The sequence below is a fragment of the Hydrogenophaga sp. L310 genome (assembly GCF_055703065.1).
The window spans coordinates 314,227-331,661 of sequence record NZ_JBVPZA010000003.1; the positions used below are offsets into that span (position 1 = coordinate 314,227).

Genomic DNA, 17,435 nt, shown 5'->3' on the forward strand with positions numbered 1-17,435 from the left:
TCGGGGATGCCACAATCCGCACTGGACTTCATGATGCAAACCCCCTACGAACTCATACTCGGCTGGCGCTACACCCGCGCCGGCCGCGCCACCCGGCGCAACGGCTTCATCTCCTTCATCTCGGGCGTGTCCATGCTGGGCATTGCGCTGGGCGTGGCGGCGCTCATCATCGTGCTGTCGGTGATGAACGGCTTCCAGAAGGAGGTGCGCGACCGCATGCTGGGCGTGCTTTCGCACATAGAAATTTTCGAGCCGGGTGGCCAGGCGATCCCCGACCTGGCGGCCACGCTGGCCACCATCGAGCGGCATCCCGAGGTGCTGGGCGCGGCGCCTTTCGTGGGCGCTCAGGCGCTGATGGCGCGGGGTGAGGACATGAAGGGCGCGCTGGTCCGGGGCATCGATCCGGCGCTGGAGCCCAAGGTGACGGACCTCGCAGCCGATCTGGCCGACACCGTGTTGCCGCGGCTGGTGCCGGGTGCGTTCGGCGTCATTCTGGGCGGTGAGCTGGCACGCAGCCTGGGGGTGGGCACCGGCGACACGGTGACCCTGATCGCACCCAGCGGTCAGGTGACGCCCGCCGGCGTGGTGCCGCGCATCCGCCAGATGACGGTGGTCGGCACCTTCGATTCGGGCCACTTCGAATACGACTCGGCGCTGGCCCTGCTGCACCAGGAAGACGCCGCGCGCATCTTCCGCGTCGAAGGGCCCACCGGTGTGCGCGTGAAGATCAAGGACCTGCACGCCGCGCGCGAGGTGGCGATTGCCATCGCCGCCGACCTCGATCCGGGCCTGCTGGTGCGCGACTGGACGCGCCAGAACCGCAGCTGGTTCGCGGCGGTTCAGCTGGAAAAACGCATGATGTTCATCATCCTCACGCTGATCGTGGCGGTGGCGGCGTTCAACCTCGTGTCCACGCTGGTGATGACGGTGACCGACAAGCGCGCCGACATCGCCATCCTGCGCACGCTGGGCGCCAGCCCGCAGAGCATCATGGGCATCTTCATGGTGCAGGGCGCGATGGTGGGCATCATCGGCACCGGCGCCGGCCTGCTGCTGGGGCTGGGCGTGGCCTTCAACATCGATACCCTCGTGCCCGCGCTGGAGCGCCTGCTGGGCGCGAGCTTCCTGCCCCAGGACGTGTACCTCATCAGCAGCATGCCCAGCGATCCGCAACAGGGCGACATCCTGCCGGTGGGCCTGATTTCGCTGGTGCTGTCGTTTGTGGCGACCATCTACCCGAGCTGGCGTGCGAGCCGCGTGAACCCCGCGGAGGCGCTGCGTTATGAGTGACCAGCCCATGTCTCCCGTTGTTCTCCAGGCCACCGGCCTGACCAAACGTTTCTCCGAAGGCCGGCTCGATGTGACCGTGCTGCAGGGCGTGGACCTGACGGTGCGCAAAGGCGAAACCGTGGCCATCGTCGGCGCTTCCGGCTCGGGCAAGAGCACGCTGCTGCACCTGCTCGGCGGCCTGGACGCGCCCACCAGCGGCAGCGTGCAACTCATGGGGCAGACGATGTCGGGCCTGAGCGCGACGCAGCAGGGGGCGCTGCGCAACCGGCACCTGGGCTTCGTCTACCAGTTCCACCACCTGCTGCCCGAATTCAGCGCGCGCGACAACGTGGCGATGCCGCTGTGGATCCGCCGCCTGCCGCGTGCTGAAGCGGCCGAAATCGCCACCCGGACCCTGACGCGCGTCGGGCTGGCCGGGCGCCTGCACCACCGACCGTCCGAACTGTCGGGTGGCGAACGCCAGCGCGTGGCCATCGCGCGCGCGCTGGTGACGCAGCCGGCCTGTGTGCTGGCCGACGAACCCACCGGCAACCTCGATCGCGCCACCGCCGACGGTGTGTTCGAACTCATGATGCAGCTCGCCCGCGATCAGGGCACGGCCTTCATCGTCGTCACCCACGACGAGACGCTGGCGGCGCGCTGCGGGCGCGTGCTGCGCCTGACGGCCGGTGTGCTGACCTGAGGGTTCAGGGCCGGGTCTGGACGAAGCGCAGCGGCTGCGCCATGCCCTGCACGTGGATCAGCAGCGTGCGGCCCTGCAGCTCGTAGCGCTCGGCCTTCTGCAGGGCAGCGAGATAGCGCGCCTCCTGCTCGTTCGCCGGCCCCATGCAGGCCATCTTGGTCGAACCCATCTGGTCGAAGCCGATGTGGCCCTGCGTGATGCGGACCGAACCGAAGAAGCGGTTGCACGAACCGTTGCCGGCGACGCGACCCGCCTCGGGGAAGGTCAGCGTCGCCTGCGAGCGCTCCATCACGGCGCTGTCGCCCAGGGCTTCCAGCCGCCACTCGGTGCCCGTGAGCGAGGGCGCGGCGGGCTGTCCGGCGCAGGCGGCCAGCGAGAGGGAGATGGCCAAGCAGGCGAAGGGGCGGACGAAACAAGAGGTCGAATGGGACATCGGGGGCTCCGGGGCCGCACGGTGTGCCCCACATCGGGCACGCTTCAGGCGGCACAATCAAGGTTATACCGCCATGTGGATCGACACCCATTGCCACCTCGACGCACCCGAATTCGGCGCTGAACACGCGCTGGCGGTGGAGGCGCGCGAGAGGGCGCGTGGGCTGGGCGTGGGCTTGTGCGTGATCCCGGCGGTGGAGCGCAGCAACTTCGACACCGTTCGCCGGCTGGCACACCGGCTGGGCGACGCCTACGCGCTGGGCATCCACCCGATGTGCGTGCCACAAGCGCGCGACGAAGACCTGGATGCGCTGGACGCGGCGCTGACCGAACACCGCGACGATCCGCGGCTGGTGGCGGTGGGCGAGATCGGGCTGGACTTCTTCGTGCCTGCGCTGTGCGAGCCCGCCATGCGCGAGCGCCAGGCCCGCTTCTACCGCGCGCAGCTGCGGCTGGCGCGCCGGCACGGCCTGCCGGTGATCCTGCATGTGCGGCGCAGTGCCGACCCCTTGCTGGCCGCGCTGCGCGAGCTGCCGGTGGCGGGCGGCATTGCCCACGCTTTCAACGGCAGCGCGCAGCAGGCGCAGGCCTTTCTGGACCTCGGTTTCAAACTCGGCTTCGGTGGCGCGGTGACGTTCGATCCGGCGCTGAAATTGCGTCGCCTGGCCGCCGAACTACCGCTGTCGGCGCTGGTGATGGAAACCGACGCGCCCGACATCCCGCCGCATTGGCTGTATGCAACGGCGGCGGAGCGCGCAGACGGGCGCTCGCAGGGGGTCAACACGCCGGCCGAGCTGCCGCGCATTGGGCAGGTGGTGGCGGATCTGCGGGGTGTGCCGACCGACGCGCTGGCGCGGGCGACCAGCGCCAACGCCCTGGTGGCGCTGCCGAAACTGGCGGCTTTGGCAGCGGGAGGGGCCGTGGCTTGAGCCGCCTGCAGGGTTTGCCGCCGGTGCTCGACGCGGGCACGCGCCTGCTGGTGCTGGGCAGTTTTCCGGGTGTGGCATCGCTGCGCGCGCAGCAGTATTACGGCCACCCGCAGAACCAGTTCTGGAAGATCCTGGGGGCGCTCTGGCAGCAGCCGCTGACCACGTTGCCGTATGCCGAGCGCATCGCCGCGCTGCACGAGCATGGCCTGGGGCTGTGGGACGTGTACGGCGCCTGTGAGCGCGAGGGCAGTCTGGACGCCGACATCCGCGCCGCCGAACTCAATGACTTCGCAGCGGTGCAGCGGCAGTGCCCGCTGCTGGAGGCGATTGCGCACAACGGGGGTGAGAGCTTCCGGCATGCCAAGCACACGTCGGCATTCGGACTGCCGGTGTACAAGTTGCCATCCACCAGCCCGGCGAACGCGAGCTGGTCGTTTGATCGCAAGCTCGCTGCGTGGGCTGAGGTGTTGCGGCGGCATGGGGTTGCTGTTTAGCACCCTTTGCCCATAGACCTCGCGGGCGCTTGCTGCGTCGGTGCGCTCTGCGCCGCTCATGTCCCCCGGCCCGGCTTCGCCGTGCCTCCTCCTTTACTTCGCTATGCAGAACGCACCGCCACAGCAAGCTGGAGACGTGGGGGTGATCCAGCGTCGAACTGAGAAATGGTGGTTGGGACGTCGACGTCGGGTGGCTGACGCAGCGAAGTCAAGGAGGAGGGCCGGAACGGCCCGGGGGACATTCGCGGAGTCGGCCGCGCGGCGTCATCGTCCCCGCACCATGCCAGCCAGAAACACGAGCCCGGAAGAAAAACCACCCGGCGCGAGAAAAGCCCAGACGGCTTCCCTGTTCATAATGATCGCTTTGCAGTTCCAGAAGTGACAAAGATGCAGTATTGGTTGCCCGTCCGCGCAGCGACGGATTCAGGGGGTTCGCCCGCCCGCCGCCCCATGGCATGGTTTCCCCGCCTGTTGGGCGGCGATCGCCCGGGAGTCCGGGCATGAAGAGCGGAGCCAATGCCACGGCCCGCCGCCGTACCGGGCCGCAGACCCTGCCCGACGTGACCATGTCCGAAGACGGCGAGGTGCGTTTCCTGCACCTGGGGACCGAGTGGATCCAGGGATCGATGATCATCGACGCGCCGTTCGACATCGAGCTCGACTATGTGCAGCGCATGATGGCCTGGCTGCTGTTCGTGGAGCCCGATTCCGTGGGCAAGCGCCGCGCCATGCAGCTCGGGCTGGGCTCGGCCGCGTTGACCAAGTTCCACTTCAAGCAGTTGCGCATGGACACCACGGCGATCGAGATCAACCCGCAGGTGCTCGCGGCCTGCCGTGGCTGGTTCAAGCTGCCGCCCGACGGCCCGCGCCTGCGCGTGCTGCTGGCCGATGCGGAGCAGGAAATCCGCAACCCGGCGCACACCGGCCAGATCGACGCGCTGCAGGTCGATCTGTACGACCACGAGGCCGCCGCACCCGTGCTCGACAGCCCCGATTTCTACGCCGACTGCCGCTCGGTGCTGACCGACGAGGGCGTCATGACGGTGAACCTCTTTGGCCGCGACGCGAGCTACGAGCGCTCGCTGCAGAGTATCTGCGCGGCGTTTGGTGAAGGCGCGGTCTGGGCTTTCAAGCCCACGCGCGAGGGCAACACCATCGTGCTGGCGCAACGCACCGCCGACCGCCCCACGCGCATGGCGCTGCTGGCGCGGGCCGAAGAAATCCAGTCGCGCTGGCGCCTGCCAGCGGTCAAATGGCTGCGCATTTTCAAACCGGTTGACTGAACGTGTCATGAAAACCACCACCACCAAGGCCCCTGCGCCCAGGCCCGCTCACGAACCCGGGCCGCTCGACTGGCGCACGCTGGTGGGCTGGCTGCGCGAAGATGGCGTGATCTCGGCGGACGAGGCGGCCCGCACGGTGGCGCGCTGTGCGTCGGCGCACAGCGCCCAGCACCCGCTGCAGCGGCTTGCGGTGGTGGGCGTAGCGCGCGAGGCCGACGGACATGTGCTTGACATTGAGCAGCTCACGCAGTGGCTGGCCGGACACAGTGGCATGGATTATTTCCGCATCGATCCGCTGAAGGTCGACGTGGGCAAGGTGGCCGACGTGATGAGCGCGGCTTACGCCGAGCGCCACAAGGTGCTGCCGGTGCAGGTGGGTGTGGCCGAGGTGGTGGTGGCCACGGCCGAGCCCTTCATCCGCGACTGGGTGCCCGAGGTGGAGAGGCAGACGCGCAAGAGCGTGCGCCTGGTGCTGGCGAGTCCGCAGGACGTGGCGCGCTACACGGCCGAGTTTTTCGCTCTCGCCCGATCGGTTCGTGCGGCGAGCAAGCTGGGTGGCCAGGGGGGGTTTGGCAGCTTTGAGCAACTGGTTGAACTCGGCAAGGCCAACAAGCAGCTCGATGCCAACGACCAGCACGTGGTGCAGGTGGTGGACTGGCTCTGGCAATACGCCTTCGACCAGCGTGCGAGCGACATCCACCTGGAGCCGCGGCGCGAGCAGGGCGTGATCCGTTTTCGCATCGACGGCGTGCTGCACCCGGTCTACCAGATGCCCATGGGCGTGATGAACGCGATGATCGCGCGCATCAAGCTGCTGGGCCGCATGGACGTGGTGGAAAAGCGCCGTCCGCAGGATGGCCGCATCAAGACCCTGCGCCCCGGTACGGGCACGGGCGCGAGCGCGGTGCGCGGTGACGAGGTCGAGATGCGCTTGTCCACCCTGCCCACCGCCTTTGGCGAGAAGCTGGTGATGCGCATTTTTGATCCCGAAGCCACAGTGAAGGACCTGAGCGCGTTGGGTTTTGCGCCGCACGACGCCCAGCGCTGGCAGTCGCTCACCAGCAAGCCCTACGGCATCGTGCTGGTGACCGGACCGACCGGCTCGGGCAAGACCACCACGCTCTACGCCACGCTCAAGCGCCTGGCGACCGAAGAGGTGAACGTGAGCACGGTGGAAGATCCGATCGAGATGATCGAGCCCGCCTTCAACCAGACCCAGGTGCAGCCGCACCTGGACCTGGACTTTGCCCAGGGCCTGCGCGCCCTGATGCGGCAGGACCCGGACATCATCATGGTCGGCGAAGTGCGCGACCTGCCCACCGCCGAGATGGCGGTGCAGGCCGCGCTGACCGGCCACCTGGTGTTCACCACGCTGCACACCAACGACGCACCCAGCGCCATCATGCGGCTGATGGAGCTGGGCATCCCGCCTTACCTGATCAACGCCACCGTGCTTGGTGTGCTGGCGCAGCGCCTGGTGCGCACCCTGTGTCAGGCCTGCCGCGTGCGCGAGGACGATGCAGGCACCACGGCGTCGCGCGAAGCCCTGGCCGAGCTGGTCAAGCCCTGGCAGATCAGCGGCAAGTACCGGCCTTATCGACCGGTGGGCTGTGTCGATTGCCGCATGACTGGCTACCACGGTCGCATGGGCCTGTACGAACTGCTCGTGGTCACCGAGACCTTCAAGAGCAAGGTGAGCCGCGAGCCGGTGCTCGAAGCATTGCGCAGCCAGGCGGTGAAGGACGGCATGCGGCCGCTGCGCCTGGCCGGGGCGGCGCGCGTGGCTGAAGGCCTGACGACGCTGGACGAGGTGCTGGCCTGCACGCCGCCCGTGAACGGCTGAAGGCCATCGCCCCCACACTCCGCCGCTGCGCGATGTGCCAAACGTTTGACCGGATCGTTGTCCATGATTTTCAGCAAGGGCTTATATTCCGGTCTCCACACGTCCGCTTGCTGAAATGTCCGAGATGATCCCGATCAAGACCGAATCCGCCTGGCGCGGCACCGCCGATTGCCGCAACTGCGGCATCCGCGAGATGGTGCTGTTTGCCGACCTGCGCGAAGAGGACTTCAACCTGATCCACGCGCCCATCGACGACCTCGAATTCAGCGCGGGTCAGCCGCTGGTGCGCATGGGTGAAACGGCCACATCGCTTTACACCCTGCGGTCGGGGGTGATCAAGCTGGTGCGCAACACGGTGGACGGGCGCCAACGCATCGTGCGCGTGCTGCGCTCGGGTGATGTGATCGGTCTTGAAGCCCTGATGGGCCCGGTGTACGACTCCGATGCCATTGCGCTGACCAACATCAAGGTGTGCCGCTTGCCACTGCAGGTGATCCAGCGCCTGAACCGCGAAACGCCGCGGCTGCACCAGCGCCTGATGGAGCAGTGGCACCACAGCCTGAAAGAAGCCGACGACTGGCTGGCCGAGCTCAATTTCGGCAACGCGCGCCAGCGGGTGGCCGGACTCATTCTCAAGATGCGCGCCGAGCACGACGTCACGGTGGCCAACCTGTTCTCGCGCGAAGACATGGGCGCGATGCTCGATCTCAAGCTGGAGACGGTGAGCCGCACGATCTCGGCCTTCGAACGCGAGGGCCTGATCGAACCTCTCGACAAGCAGGGCCGCGCGTACCGCGTGGTCGACGCGGACCGGCTCTCGGCCCCCAAGGCCTGAGAGGCTGTCCCGAGCGGTCTTGGCCCGGCGTGACAGCAGGTCGCGCGGGGTCTGCCGATAATCGGAACGATGCCTTCCCCTTCCGCGCCACCCGTACCCCACCTCGCCACCGGTCTGCTGCTCGCCAGCGCCGGCTCCATCGCCTTCAGCGGCAAGGCCATCATCGTCAAGCTCGCGTACCGCCACGGCGTGGACGCGGTGACGCTGATCATGTACCGCATGCTGTTCGCGCTGCCGCTGTTCCTGGCGCTGGCCTGGTGGGCCAGCCGGGGCAAGGCAGCCCTCACCGGCAAAGACTGGCTCGGCATCGTCGGCCTGGGGTTCACCGGCTACTACCTCGCCAGCTTTCTCGATTTCTGGGGCCTGCAATACATCAGCGCCAGCCTGGAGCGGCTGATCCTGTACCTCAATCCCACGCTGGTACTGGTGCTGGGCTGGTTCATCTACAAGCGGCGCATCAGCGGCCTGCAGGCGCTGGCCATGGCCGTGAGCTATTGCGGCGTGCTGCTGGTGTTCGGGCACGAGGCCGGCTTCCAGGGCCCGAACGCGGTGCTCGGGACGCTGCTGGTGTTTGGCAGCGCCATCAGCTACGCGATCTACCTGGTCTACAGCGGTGAGCTGGTCAAGCGCCTGGGCTCGCTGCGACTGGTGGGGCTGGCCACCAGCGTCGCCTGCGGCCTGTGCCTGCTGCAGTTCGTGATCCTGCGCCCTTTGAGCGCGGCCGACGTGGCGCCCGAGGTGATCTGGCTCTCGCTGCTCAACGCCACCTTGTGCACCTTTGCACCGGTGCTCATGGTCATGATGGCGATCGAACGCCTGGGCGCCGGCCTGACCGCGCAGACCGGCATGATCGGCCCCATGTCCACCATCGTCATGGGCGTGCTGATCCTGGGCGAGCCGTTCAACGGCTGGATCGTGGCGGGCACGGTGCTGGTGCTCGCGGGTGTGTTTCTGGTGACGCGTTTCGGCAAGCCCGCTGCGGGCCAGTGATTGTTTTTTTGACAAGGAGACACGGACATGGACTTCGGCATCAAAGGCAAATGGGCGCTCGTGTGTGGCGCGAGCAAGGGGCTGGGGCTGGGCTGCGCGCAGGCGCTGGCGGGTGAGGGCGTGAACGTGGTCGTGGTGGCGCGCGGGCGTGAAGCGCTGGAAGCTTCGGCCGCCGGCATCCGCACCGCGTCGCCCGGCGTGCAGGTGATCGCCGTGGCCGCCGACATCACCACCACAGAAGGCCGGGCAGCGGCGCTGGGTGTGGCCGGCGGGCCGGGTACGGCATTCGACATCGTGGTCACCAACGCGGGCGGCCCGCCGCCGGGCGACTTCCGCAACTGGGACCGCGAGGCCTGGATCAAGGCCGTGGACGCCAACATGCTCACGCCCATCGAACTCATCAAGGCCACGGTGGACGGCATGGCCGCGCGCGGTTTCGGCCGCATCGTCAACATCACCAGCAGCGCGGTGAAGGCGCCGATCGACATCCTGGGCCTGTCCAATGGCGCACGCAGCGGCCTGACGGGTTTCGTGGCCGGCGTGGCGCGCAGCGGCCTCGCGGCGCAGGGTGTGACCATCAACAACCTGCTGCCCGGCAAGTTCGACACCGACCGCCTCAAAGGCACGTTGGCGGGTGCCGCCAGCAAGAGCGGCAAGAGCGTGGACGAGGTGCGCGCGGTGCAGATCGCCCAGGTGCCGGCCAAGCGATTCGGCACACCGGATGAGTTCGGCGCCATCTGCGCCTTCCTCTGCAGCCAGCAGGCGGGCTACCTCAACGGCCAGAACATCCTGCCTGATGGCGGGCTGTACCCAGGAACATATTGATCAGCGCCGCGACGACACCAGAATCCCGCCGACGATCAGCACGAACCCCGCCGCGTGGTACAGCTGCGGCAGCTCGCCCAGCAGCGTGGCCGACATCAGCGCGGCGAACAGCGGTGTGAGGTTGTTGAAGAAACCTGCGACCGTGGGCCCCACGCGTGCCACGCCGATGCCCCAGCTGCGGTAGGCCAGCAGCGACGGGCCAACCGCCACGTAGACCAGTGCCATGATCAACGGCCAGCCCCATTGCATGTGGCCGGTGGGTGCGGGCGGCAGGGTCAGCCATTCGGCGCCGGTCATCATGCCCGACCAGCCCAGGCCAAAGACGATCTGCGCCAGCAGGAAGGCGGCCCAGTCGGCCTTGATGTCGGGCGCGTAGCCGCCTTCGGGCGGGCGCACCAGCAACCAGCTGTACCAGGCCCAGGTGAGCGCGGCCAGCAGCATCCAGCCGTCACCCGCGACCAGCCGCAGCGCGCCCAGTTGCGCCAGCTCACCACGTGAAAGTACGACCGCCACACCGGCCAGTGAGAGCGCAGCGCCCACGGCTGCGCGGCGCGAGACCGGCACACCGTAGAGCACGCGGCCGAGCAGCAGCATCCAGATCGGGATGCTGGAGGCCACCAGCGTCACGTTGATCGGTGTCGAGGTCTTGAGCGCCATGTACTGCAGGGCGTTGTACAGGCCCACGCCGAGCAGGCCCAGCAGCGCGAAACGCCGCCGCTGTGGCCACAGGCCGCTGCCCGGGCGCAGCACCCAGGCGGCGAGCGGCAGCAGCAGCACGCCGGCGAGCACCCAGCGCAAGAGGTTGAAGGTGATCGGTGGAATGGAGCCCTGCATCATCCGCCCGACCACGGCGTTGCCGGCCCACATGAGCGGCGGGATCAGCAGCAGGGCGATGGTGGACGGCGTGAGGCGGGCGGGTGTGGACATGCGGCGACTGTACCCACACGGTCATGTCCCGCGCTGGAGCGGGGCCTGTGCATCTGGCCCGCAGGCGACACGGCCGTTTCGTGGCAGCATGTGGGTCGTTTCAAAAAAAGCAGGAGATTCCCATGACCCAGACCAGCCGCGCCGTGCGCATCCACGCCAACGGCGGCCCCGAACAACTGGTGATCGATACCGTGGACGTGGGCGAACCCGGCCTCGGCCAGGTGCGCATCCGCCACAAAGCCATCGGCCTGAACTTCATCGACGTGTACCAGCGCAGCGGCCTGTACCCCAACACCATGCCGCTCGCGCTGGGCATGGAAGGCGCGGGCGTGATCGAAGCCGTGGGCGAGGGCGTGACGCACCTGAAGGCGGGCGACCGAGCCGCCTACGCCGCCAACCCGCCCGGCAGCTACTGCGATGTGCGTGTGATGCCGGCCATGAACGTGTGCCAGCTGCCCGATTCGATCAGCTTTGAGACCGGCGCGGCCATGATGCTCAAGGGCCTGACCGCGATGTACCTGCTCAAGCGCTGCAAACCGGTCGAGGGGCTGGAGCGGGGTGACTTCGTGCTGTTCCACGCGGCGGCTGGCGGTGTCGGACTGATCGCCTGCCAGTGGGCCCGGGCGCTCGGTCTGCGCCTGATCGGCACCGCGGGTTCGGACGAAAAATGTGCGCTCGCCCGAGAGCACGGTGCCGAGTTCACCATCAACTACCGCAGCGAAGATTTCACCGCCCGTGTGAAGGAGATCACCGGTGGCCAGGGTGTGAAAGTGGTCTACGACTCGGTGGGCAAGGACACGTTCGACAAGTCGCTCGACTGCCTGATGCCGTTCGGCCTGATGGTGAGTTTCGGCAACGCCAGCGGCCCGGTGGCGCCGTTCGCGCCCGGCATCCTCGGCCCCAAGGGTTCGTTGTATGTGACGCGCCAGACGCTGTTCACCCACATCACCAGCCGCGAGCGCACGCAGGCCATGGCCGACGAGCTGTTCGCGGTGGTGGGCAGCGGCGACGTGAAGATCCGCATCGACCAGCGCTTTGCGCTCACCGATGTGCAGGCTGCCCACCGCAGCCTGGAAGCCCGACAGACCACGGGCTGCACCATCCTGTTGCCCTGAGCAGGGAGCACCCGCACGCGCCTTCGCCGCGAGGCTCAACCGCGAGGTGGTGCCTTGGCGGGTTTTTCTGGCGGTGGTGGCGGCTGGTGCCGTGTGGCCAGGTAGAAGCCCAGGATGCGCGCCACATAGGCTCGTGTTTCCGGAAAGGGCGGCACGCCCTGGTGGCGATCGACCGCGCCTTCGCCGGCGTTGTAGGCGGCCGAGGCCTTGACCACATCGTGATCGAAACGCTGCAGCAGCCAGCCCAGATAGGCCAGGCCACCTTCGATGTTCTGCTGGGGGTCCAGCGGATTGCGAACGCCAAATCGGCGGGCCGTGGCGGGGATGAGCTGCATCAGGCCCTGCGCGTTCTTGGGCGACACCGCGAGCGGGTTGAAGTTCGACTCCGCGCGCACGATGGATACCGCGAGGCGCGGGTCCACGCCGTAGTAGGGCGCGCGCTCCTGTACCCGCTGGGCCCAGCGGCGGCGTTCCCGGTTCAGCTGGTCCAGGTAACGTTTCACCACTTCGTGGCTCACCGGCTCGGTATGGTTTTCCAGCGACCCGGCTGTTGGCTCGGGCATGCATGGCGGGCGCTGCCCGTCCCCTGGGACCGGACCGGCCTCGGTGAAAAACCGGATGGCCTCGGCGTGGCCGTTCTGGGCCGCCAGTGCCAGCATGAAGCGCCCCTGGGCCTGCGCTTTCGGCACGCTGCGCTGCTGCAGCAGCAGGTGGCCGAGCCGGTACTGGCCATCCGCACTGCCCTGTCGCGCCGCGCTGCAATAGTGTTGCGCTGCCAGATGAAAGTCCAGTGCGCGCATGGCCGTCTGGCCTTGCTCCAGCAACTGAGGCAGGTCGGGCCCGCCGTCGGCTGCAGCCTCGGGGGGGTGGTCGCCCAGGGTGCGCAATGAAACGACGATGCCGGTGTCAGCGCCCACCGCCGGCACCGCGCCGGCCAGTGTGGCCAGCGTCAGCAAGGTCTGCCGCCAGCGCACCGTGTGCTCCCATCAGGCCAGCGCCACCACTGGTTGCGGTGCCACGGTCCGCAGGGCCGTGCGCAGGTGGCTCAGGGTGCTGTCCACGTCGTGCCACTTGTCGAGACCAAAGAGGCCGATGCGGAAGGTCTTGAAGTCCGTGCCTTCGTCGCATTGCAGCGGCACGCCCGCGGCGGTCTGCAGGCCTGCGGCGAGAAATTTCTTGCTTGACTGGATGTCGGGATCGGTGGTGTAACTGACCACCACGCCCGGCGCCTGGAAGCCCGGCGCCGCCACGCTGGGGAAACCGTGTTCTTCCAGCAGCGCGCGCACGGCGCGACCCAGGGCGATCTGTTCATCGCGCACTTTGGCGTAGCCGTAGGCCTCGGTTTCTTTCATGGTGTCGCGCAGCCGCAGCAGGGCGTCGGTCGGCAGCGTGGAGTGGTAGGCGTGGCCGCCGCCTTCGTAGGTCTCCATGATCTGCAGCCACTTCTTGAGGTCCATGGCGAAGGTGGTGCTCTGCGTGGCGTCGATGGCTTTCCGGGCGCGCTCGCTCAGCATCACCATGGCGCAGCAGGGTGAGCTGCTCCAGCCCTTCTGGGGCGCAGAAATCAGGATGTCGACACCAGTGGCTTTCATGTCCACCCACATCGCGCCCGAGGCGATGCAGTCCAGCACGAACAGGCCGCCCACGGCATGCACCGCATCGGCCACGGCGCGCAGGTAGTCGTCGGGCAGCATCATGCCGGCGGCGGTTTCCACGTGCGGCGCGAAGACCAGTGCCGGTTTTTCTTGGGCGATGGTGGCTTTTACCTCTTCAATCGGTGCCGGCGACCAGGCGGCTTGCGCGCCCTCGGCGGTACGGCGCGCTTTCATGACCGTGTGGCTGGCGGGGATCGAACCCATGTCGAAAATCTGCGTCCAGCGGTAGCTGAACCAGCCGTTGCGGATCACCATGACATGTTTATCGTGCGCAAACTGGCGCGCCACCGACTCCATGCCGAAAGTGCCGCTGCCCGGCACCAGCACCGCCGAATGCGCGCCGTAGACGCGCTTGAGCATGGCCGAGATGTCGGTCATCACGCCCTGGAAGCGCCTGGACATGTGGTTGAGTGCGCGGTCGGTGTAGACCACCGAAAATTCGAGCAGGCCGTCGGGGTCGACGTGGGGCAGCAATCCGGGCATGGGGTGTCTCCTGGCAGGTCGCTCTGAAAGAGGGTCTGCCAGATTAGCACAGGGCTGTGAAGACTGCACCCCCCCAATGGGCAGCCCCCTCGGGGGGCAACGACCCGCGCAGCAGCGGAGTGGGGGTCGCGTTTTTCCGCCGGGCCGCCCCAAGGAAAAACAGCCCCTCGGGGGGCAACGACCCGCGTAGCGGCGGAGTGTGGGGGCCTGTCTATTTGCTCCGGCGCACGCGCAGGATTTCGTCCAGGATCAGGGCGATGGCGCCGATGGTGATGCCCGCATCCGCCACGTTGAACGCCGGGAAATGCCCGCCCGGGAAGAGGCCGGAGAGGAACGACCAGTGGAAATCCAGGAAGTCGACCACGTAGCCGTGCAGCACGCGGTCGATCACGTTGCCGATGGCGCCACCCAGGATGCAGGCGAGCGCAAACGCGAACAGCTTTTGCCCCGGATGCGAGCGCAGCATCCAGACGATGAAGATGGCCGCCACGATGCCCACACCGGTGAAGAACCAGCGCTGCCAGCCGCCGGCCGAAGCCAGGAAGGAGAACGCCGCGCCGGTGTTGTGCACGCGGACCACGTTGAAGAAGCTGGTGACAGTCGTGCTGTCGCCGAGGCGGTAGTTGCCGAGGATCAGCACCTTGGTGAACTGGTCCAGCAACACGATGGCAGCGGCCAGACCCAGCCAGGGCCAGAGGGAGCCTTTGATCCTGGCCATCAGGCGATCACCCGCTGTTCACCGCTGCCGTGCAGGTTGCTCACGCAGCGGCCGCAGAGCGTGGGGTGGGCCGCGTCGGAGCCCACGTCGTCGCGGTAGTGCCAGCAGCGTTCGCATTTCTGCGCCGCACTGGGCGCCACCGCCACCTGCAGTTCGGCGCCGTCCACCACCGTGGCGGCGGACGTGATGGTGACGAACTTCAGGTCGTCACCGAGCGAGCGCAGCAGGGCCGCGTCGTCGGCGCCGGCGGTGATCACCAGCGTGGCCTGCAGCGACGCGCCCACGGCACCCGCGGTGCGCAGGTCTTCGATGGCCTTGTTGGCCACGTCGCGGATGGCGCGGATGCGGTTCCACTTTGCCAGCAGCGCTTCGTTGGCTGATGGCAGCGGCGAGAAGGTCTCGAAGAAGATCGAACCCTGGTTCTTGTCACCCACGAAATGGCCCCAGGCCTCCTCGGCGGTGAAACTGAGGAAAGGCGCCATCCAGCGCAGCATGGCGTTGGTGATCTGGTGCAGCGCGGTCTGGGCCGAGCGCCGCGCCAGGCTCTTGGGCGCCGTGGTGTAGAGGCGGTCCTTCAGCACGTCGAGGTAGAACGCGCCCAGGTCTTCCGAGCAGTAGACCTGCAGCTTGCTCACCACCGGGTGGAACTCGTAGACGTCGAAGTGCGCCAGGATCTGGGCCTGCAGCTCGCTGGCGCGGGCCAGCGCGTAGCGGTCGATCTCCAGCATCTGGTCCAGCGGCACGGCGTCGGTAGCGGGGTCGAAGTCCGACACGTTGGCCATCAGGAAACGCAGGGTGTTGCGGATGCGGCGGTAGGCGTCGACCACGCGGGCCAGGATCTTGTCGTCGATGTTGAGGTCGCCCGAGTAGTCGGTGCTGGCCACCCACAGGCGCACGATCTCGGCGCCGAGCTTGCTGTTCACGCTCTGCGGCTCCACCGTGTTGCCCAGGCTCTTACTCATCTTGCGGCCCTGGCCGTCGGTGGCGAAGCCGTGGGTCAGCAGGCCTTTGTAGGGCGCGCGGTCGTACAGCGCGCAGCCCAGCAGCAGCGAGCTGTGGAACCAGCCGCGGTGCTGGTCGTGGCCTTCGAGGTAGAGGTCGGCCTCGGGGCCTTGCGCGTGGCTGGCGCCATTGGGGTAGGCGTGGGCGTGGCTGCCGCGCAGCACGTGCCAGAAGGTCGAGCCGGAGTCGAACCAGACCTCCAGGATGTCGGTGCTCTTGGTGTAGTGCGGGGCGTCGGCACCGAGGATCTCTTCGGCCGTCACGCGGCTCCAGGCCTCGATGCCGCCCTTTTCGACGATGTCGGCGGCCTGGTCCAGGATGTCCATGGTGCGCGGGTGCAGCTCGCCCGAATCCTTGTGCAGGAAGAAGGGTACGGGCACGCCCCACGAGCGCTGGCGCGAGATGCACCAGTCGGGCCGGTTGGCGATCATGTCGCGCAGGCGGGTCTTGCCGTTCTCGGGGTAGAAGCTGGTGTGGTCGATGGCGTCCAGTGCCAGCTGGCGCAGGGTCTTGGGCGCCTTGTCCTTCGTGAACACGCCATCGCCCTCGTCCATGCGCACGAACCATTGCGCGGCGGCGCGGTAGATCACCGGCGTCTTGTGGCGCCAGCAGTGCGGGTAGCTGTGGGTGATCTTCACCGTGGCCAGCAGGCGGCCGGCGTTCTTCAGCGCTTCGAGGATGACCGGTACGGCCTTCCAGATGTGCAGGCCGCCGAACAGCGGGAAGTCGGGCGCGTAGGCGCCGTTGCCCTGCACGGGGTTGAGGATGTCGTCGTACGCCAGACCGTTGGCGACGCAGGAGTTGAAGTCGTCCACGCCGTAGGCCGGCGCCGAGTGCACGATGCCGGTGCCGTCGCTGTCGCTCACGTAGTCGGCCACATAGACCGGCGACAGGCGGCGGTAGCCTGCGTCCACGTCGTACAGCGGGTGGCGGAAGTTGAGGCCGCCGAGCTGGTCACCCTGGGTGGTGGCGAGCACGTTGCCTTGCAAGCCGAAGCGCTCCAGGCACTTTTCAACCAGCGTTTCGGCCAGCACCAGACAGCCCATGGGCGTATCGACCAGCGCGTAGGTCAGTTCGGGGTGGGCGTTGAGTGCCTGGTTGGCGGGGATGGTCCAGGCGGTGGTGGTCCAGATGACGGCGAAGGCGGTCTTGCCCGCGGGCAGACCGGTCAGGCCGAAGGCGCCGGCCAGCTGGGCGGCATCGTCGGTCTCAAAGGCCACGTCCAGCGTGTCGCTCTGCTTGTCGGCGTATTCGATCTCGAACTCGGCCAGCGAGCTGCCGCAGTCGAAACACCAGTACACGGGTTTCAGCCCCCGATAGACAAAACCGCGCTCGATCACACGCTTGAAGGCGCGGATTTCGCCGGCCTCGTTGGCCGGGTCCATGGTGCGGTAGGGGCGCTCCCAGTCGCCGAGCACGCCCAGGCGCTTGAAATCTTCGCGCTGCTGATCGATCTGCTCGGTGGCGAAGGCGCGGCTCTTGGCCTGCATGTCGTCACGGCTCAGGTTGCGGCCGTGCAGTTTCTCGATCGCGTTCTCGATCGGCAGGCCGTGGCAGTCCCAGCCGGGGATGTACTGGGCATCGAAGCCGGCCAGCTGGCGCGACTTGACGATCATGTCTTTCAGTACCTTGTTCAGCGCGTGGCCGATGTGCAGCTTGCCGTTGGCGTAGGGCGGGCCGTCGTGCAGCACGAACAGCGGAGCGCCCTGGCGGGCGTCGCGCAGGCGCTTGTAGAGGCCGCCGCCGTTCCAGTCGTTGACCCAGGCCGGCTCACGCTTGGGCAGGTCGCCGCGCATGGGGAACGGCGTGTCGGGCATGTTCAGCGTGGCGCGGTAGGCGCTGGCTTCGGGCTTGGCCTCGTTCTTCGGGGCAGCAGGTTTTTCAGACATGGTGGTCGGCTTTCGAATTCGGGATCGGCAAAGGCGGGCTCGG

General features: G+C 67.7%; 16 protein-coding genes. 10 read left to right on the forward strand and 6 right to left on the reverse strand.

What is annotated here, in order from left to right:
- The first annotated feature begins 33 nt into the window (after positions 1–33).
- Both AC0GNO_RS08210 and lolD read left to right on the forward strand, forming a co-directional pair.
- Entirely contained in the window at positions 34–1,290 is a 1,257-nt protein-coding gene (locus AC0GNO_RS08210) for a lipoprotein-releasing ABC transporter permease subunit (RefSeq protein WP_472890121.1), read from the forward strand.
- Between the two features lie 7 nt (positions 1,291–1,297).
- Positions 1,298–1,972, forward strand: coding sequence for a lipoprotein-releasing ABC transporter ATP-binding protein LolD (gene lolD, locus AC0GNO_RS08215; protein ID WP_472903658.1), 675 nt, complete (start codon positions 1,298–1,300; stop codon positions 1,970–1,972).
- 4 nt (positions 1,973–1,976) lie between these two features.
- Here the strand turns inward: lolD and AC0GNO_RS08220 are convergent, their stop codons facing one another.
- The gene (locus AC0GNO_RS08220; RefSeq protein ID WP_472903659.1) at positions 1,977–2,363 is read right to left on the reverse strand and encodes an META domain-containing protein; all 387 of its coding nucleotides are present in this window, start codon (positions 2,361–2,363) and stop codon (positions 1,977–1,979) included.
- Positions 2,364–2,478: 115 nt separating this feature from the next.
- Here AC0GNO_RS08220 and AC0GNO_RS08225 point away from each other — a divergent pair, with 115 nt between their 5' ends.
- The 7 genes from AC0GNO_RS08225 to AC0GNO_RS08255 all read left to right on the forward strand — a co-directional run bounded on the left by AC0GNO_RS08225 (position 2,479) and on the right by AC0GNO_RS08255 (position 9,603).
- Positions 2,479–3,333, forward strand: a complete 855-nt coding sequence (locus AC0GNO_RS08225; protein WP_472903660.1) for a TatD family hydrolase — start codon at positions 2,479–2,481, stop codon at positions 3,331–3,333.
- Positions 3,330–3,827: a DNA-deoxyinosine glycosylase gene (locus AC0GNO_RS08230; RefSeq protein ID WP_472903661.1), complete on the forward strand. Its 498-nt coding sequence runs from the start codon at positions 3,330–3,332 to the stop codon at positions 3,825–3,827. Before AC0GNO_RS08225 ends, AC0GNO_RS08230 begins: the two co-directional genes overlap by 4 nt.
- A 500-nt stretch (positions 3,828–4,327) precedes the next feature.
- Positions 4,328–5,110, forward strand: coding sequence for a class I SAM-dependent methyltransferase (locus AC0GNO_RS08235; RefSeq protein ID WP_472890089.1), 783 nt, complete (start codon positions 4,328–4,330; stop codon positions 5,108–5,110).
- Positions 5,111–5,117: 7 nt separating this feature from the next.
- Positions 5,118–6,953 carry a type IV pilus assembly ATPase TfpB gene (gene tfpB, locus AC0GNO_RS08240; RefSeq protein WP_472903662.1) on the forward strand — a complete coding sequence of 612 codons (1,836 nt, stop codon included), beginning with the start codon at positions 5,118–5,120 and terminating at the stop codon, positions 6,951–6,953.
- A gap of 115 nt (positions 6,954–7,068) precedes the next feature.
- Complete coding sequence (locus AC0GNO_RS08245) at positions 7,069–7,788, forward strand: Crp/Fnr family transcriptional regulator (RefSeq protein WP_472903663.1); 720 nt, start codon at positions 7,069–7,071, stop codon at positions 7,786–7,788.
- Positions 7,789–7,857: 69 nt separating this feature from the next.
- Positions 7,858–8,778, forward strand: a complete 921-nt coding sequence (locus tag AC0GNO_RS08250; RefSeq protein WP_472903664.1) for a DMT family transporter — start codon at positions 7,858–7,860, stop codon at positions 8,776–8,778.
- Positions 8,779–8,805: 27 nt separating this feature from the next.
- On the forward strand, positions 8,806–9,603 hold the full coding sequence (locus tag AC0GNO_RS08255) for an SDR family oxidoreductase (RefSeq protein ID WP_472903665.1): 798 nt from the start codon (positions 8,806–8,808) through the stop codon (positions 9,601–9,603).
- Here AC0GNO_RS08255 and AC0GNO_RS08260 read toward each other — a convergent pair whose 3' ends face one another.
- Positions 9,604–10,530, reverse strand: coding sequence for a DMT family transporter (locus AC0GNO_RS08260; protein ID WP_472903666.1), 927 nt, complete (start codon positions 10,528–10,530; stop codon positions 9,604–9,606).
- A 122-nt stretch (positions 10,531–10,652) separates the two neighbouring features.
- On the opposite strand from AC0GNO_RS08260, the gene AC0GNO_RS08265 reads away from it, so the two are divergent.
- Positions 10,653–11,645 (forward strand): quinone oxidoreductase family protein, encoded by a 993-nt coding sequence (locus tag AC0GNO_RS08265; protein WP_472903667.1) that lies wholly within the window; start codon positions 10,653–10,655, stop codon positions 11,643–11,645.
- Positions 11,646–11,680: 35 nt separating this feature from the next.
- On the opposite strand, the gene AC0GNO_RS08270 is transcribed toward AC0GNO_RS08265, so the two are convergent.
- The 4 genes from AC0GNO_RS08270 to ileS all read right to left on the reverse strand — a co-directional run bounded on the left by AC0GNO_RS08270 (position 11,681) and on the right by ileS (position 17,392).
- Complete coding sequence (locus AC0GNO_RS08270) at positions 11,681–12,619, reverse strand: lytic transglycosylase domain-containing protein (RefSeq protein WP_472903668.1); 939 nt, start codon at positions 12,617–12,619, stop codon at positions 11,681–11,683.
- A gap of 12 nt (positions 12,620–12,631) precedes the next feature.
- Positions 12,632–13,783 carry an aminotransferase class V-fold PLP-dependent enzyme gene (locus AC0GNO_RS08275; protein WP_472903669.1) on the reverse strand — a complete coding sequence of 384 codons (1,152 nt, stop codon included), beginning with the start codon at positions 13,781–13,783 and terminating at the stop codon, positions 12,632–12,634.
- Positions 13,784–13,994: 211 nt separating this feature from the next.
- Positions 13,995–14,501, reverse strand: coding sequence for a signal peptidase II (gene lspA / locus AC0GNO_RS08280; RefSeq protein WP_472903670.1), 507 nt, complete (start codon positions 14,499–14,501; stop codon positions 13,995–13,997).
- Positions 14,501–17,392 carry an isoleucine--tRNA ligase gene (gene ileS, locus AC0GNO_RS08285; RefSeq protein WP_472903671.1) on the reverse strand — a complete coding sequence of 964 codons (2,892 nt, stop codon included), beginning with the start codon at positions 17,390–17,392 and terminating at the stop codon, positions 14,501–14,503. The genes lspA and ileS overlap by 1 nt, the downstream gene beginning before the upstream one ends.
- Between the last annotated feature and the right edge of the window lie 43 nt (positions 17,393–17,435).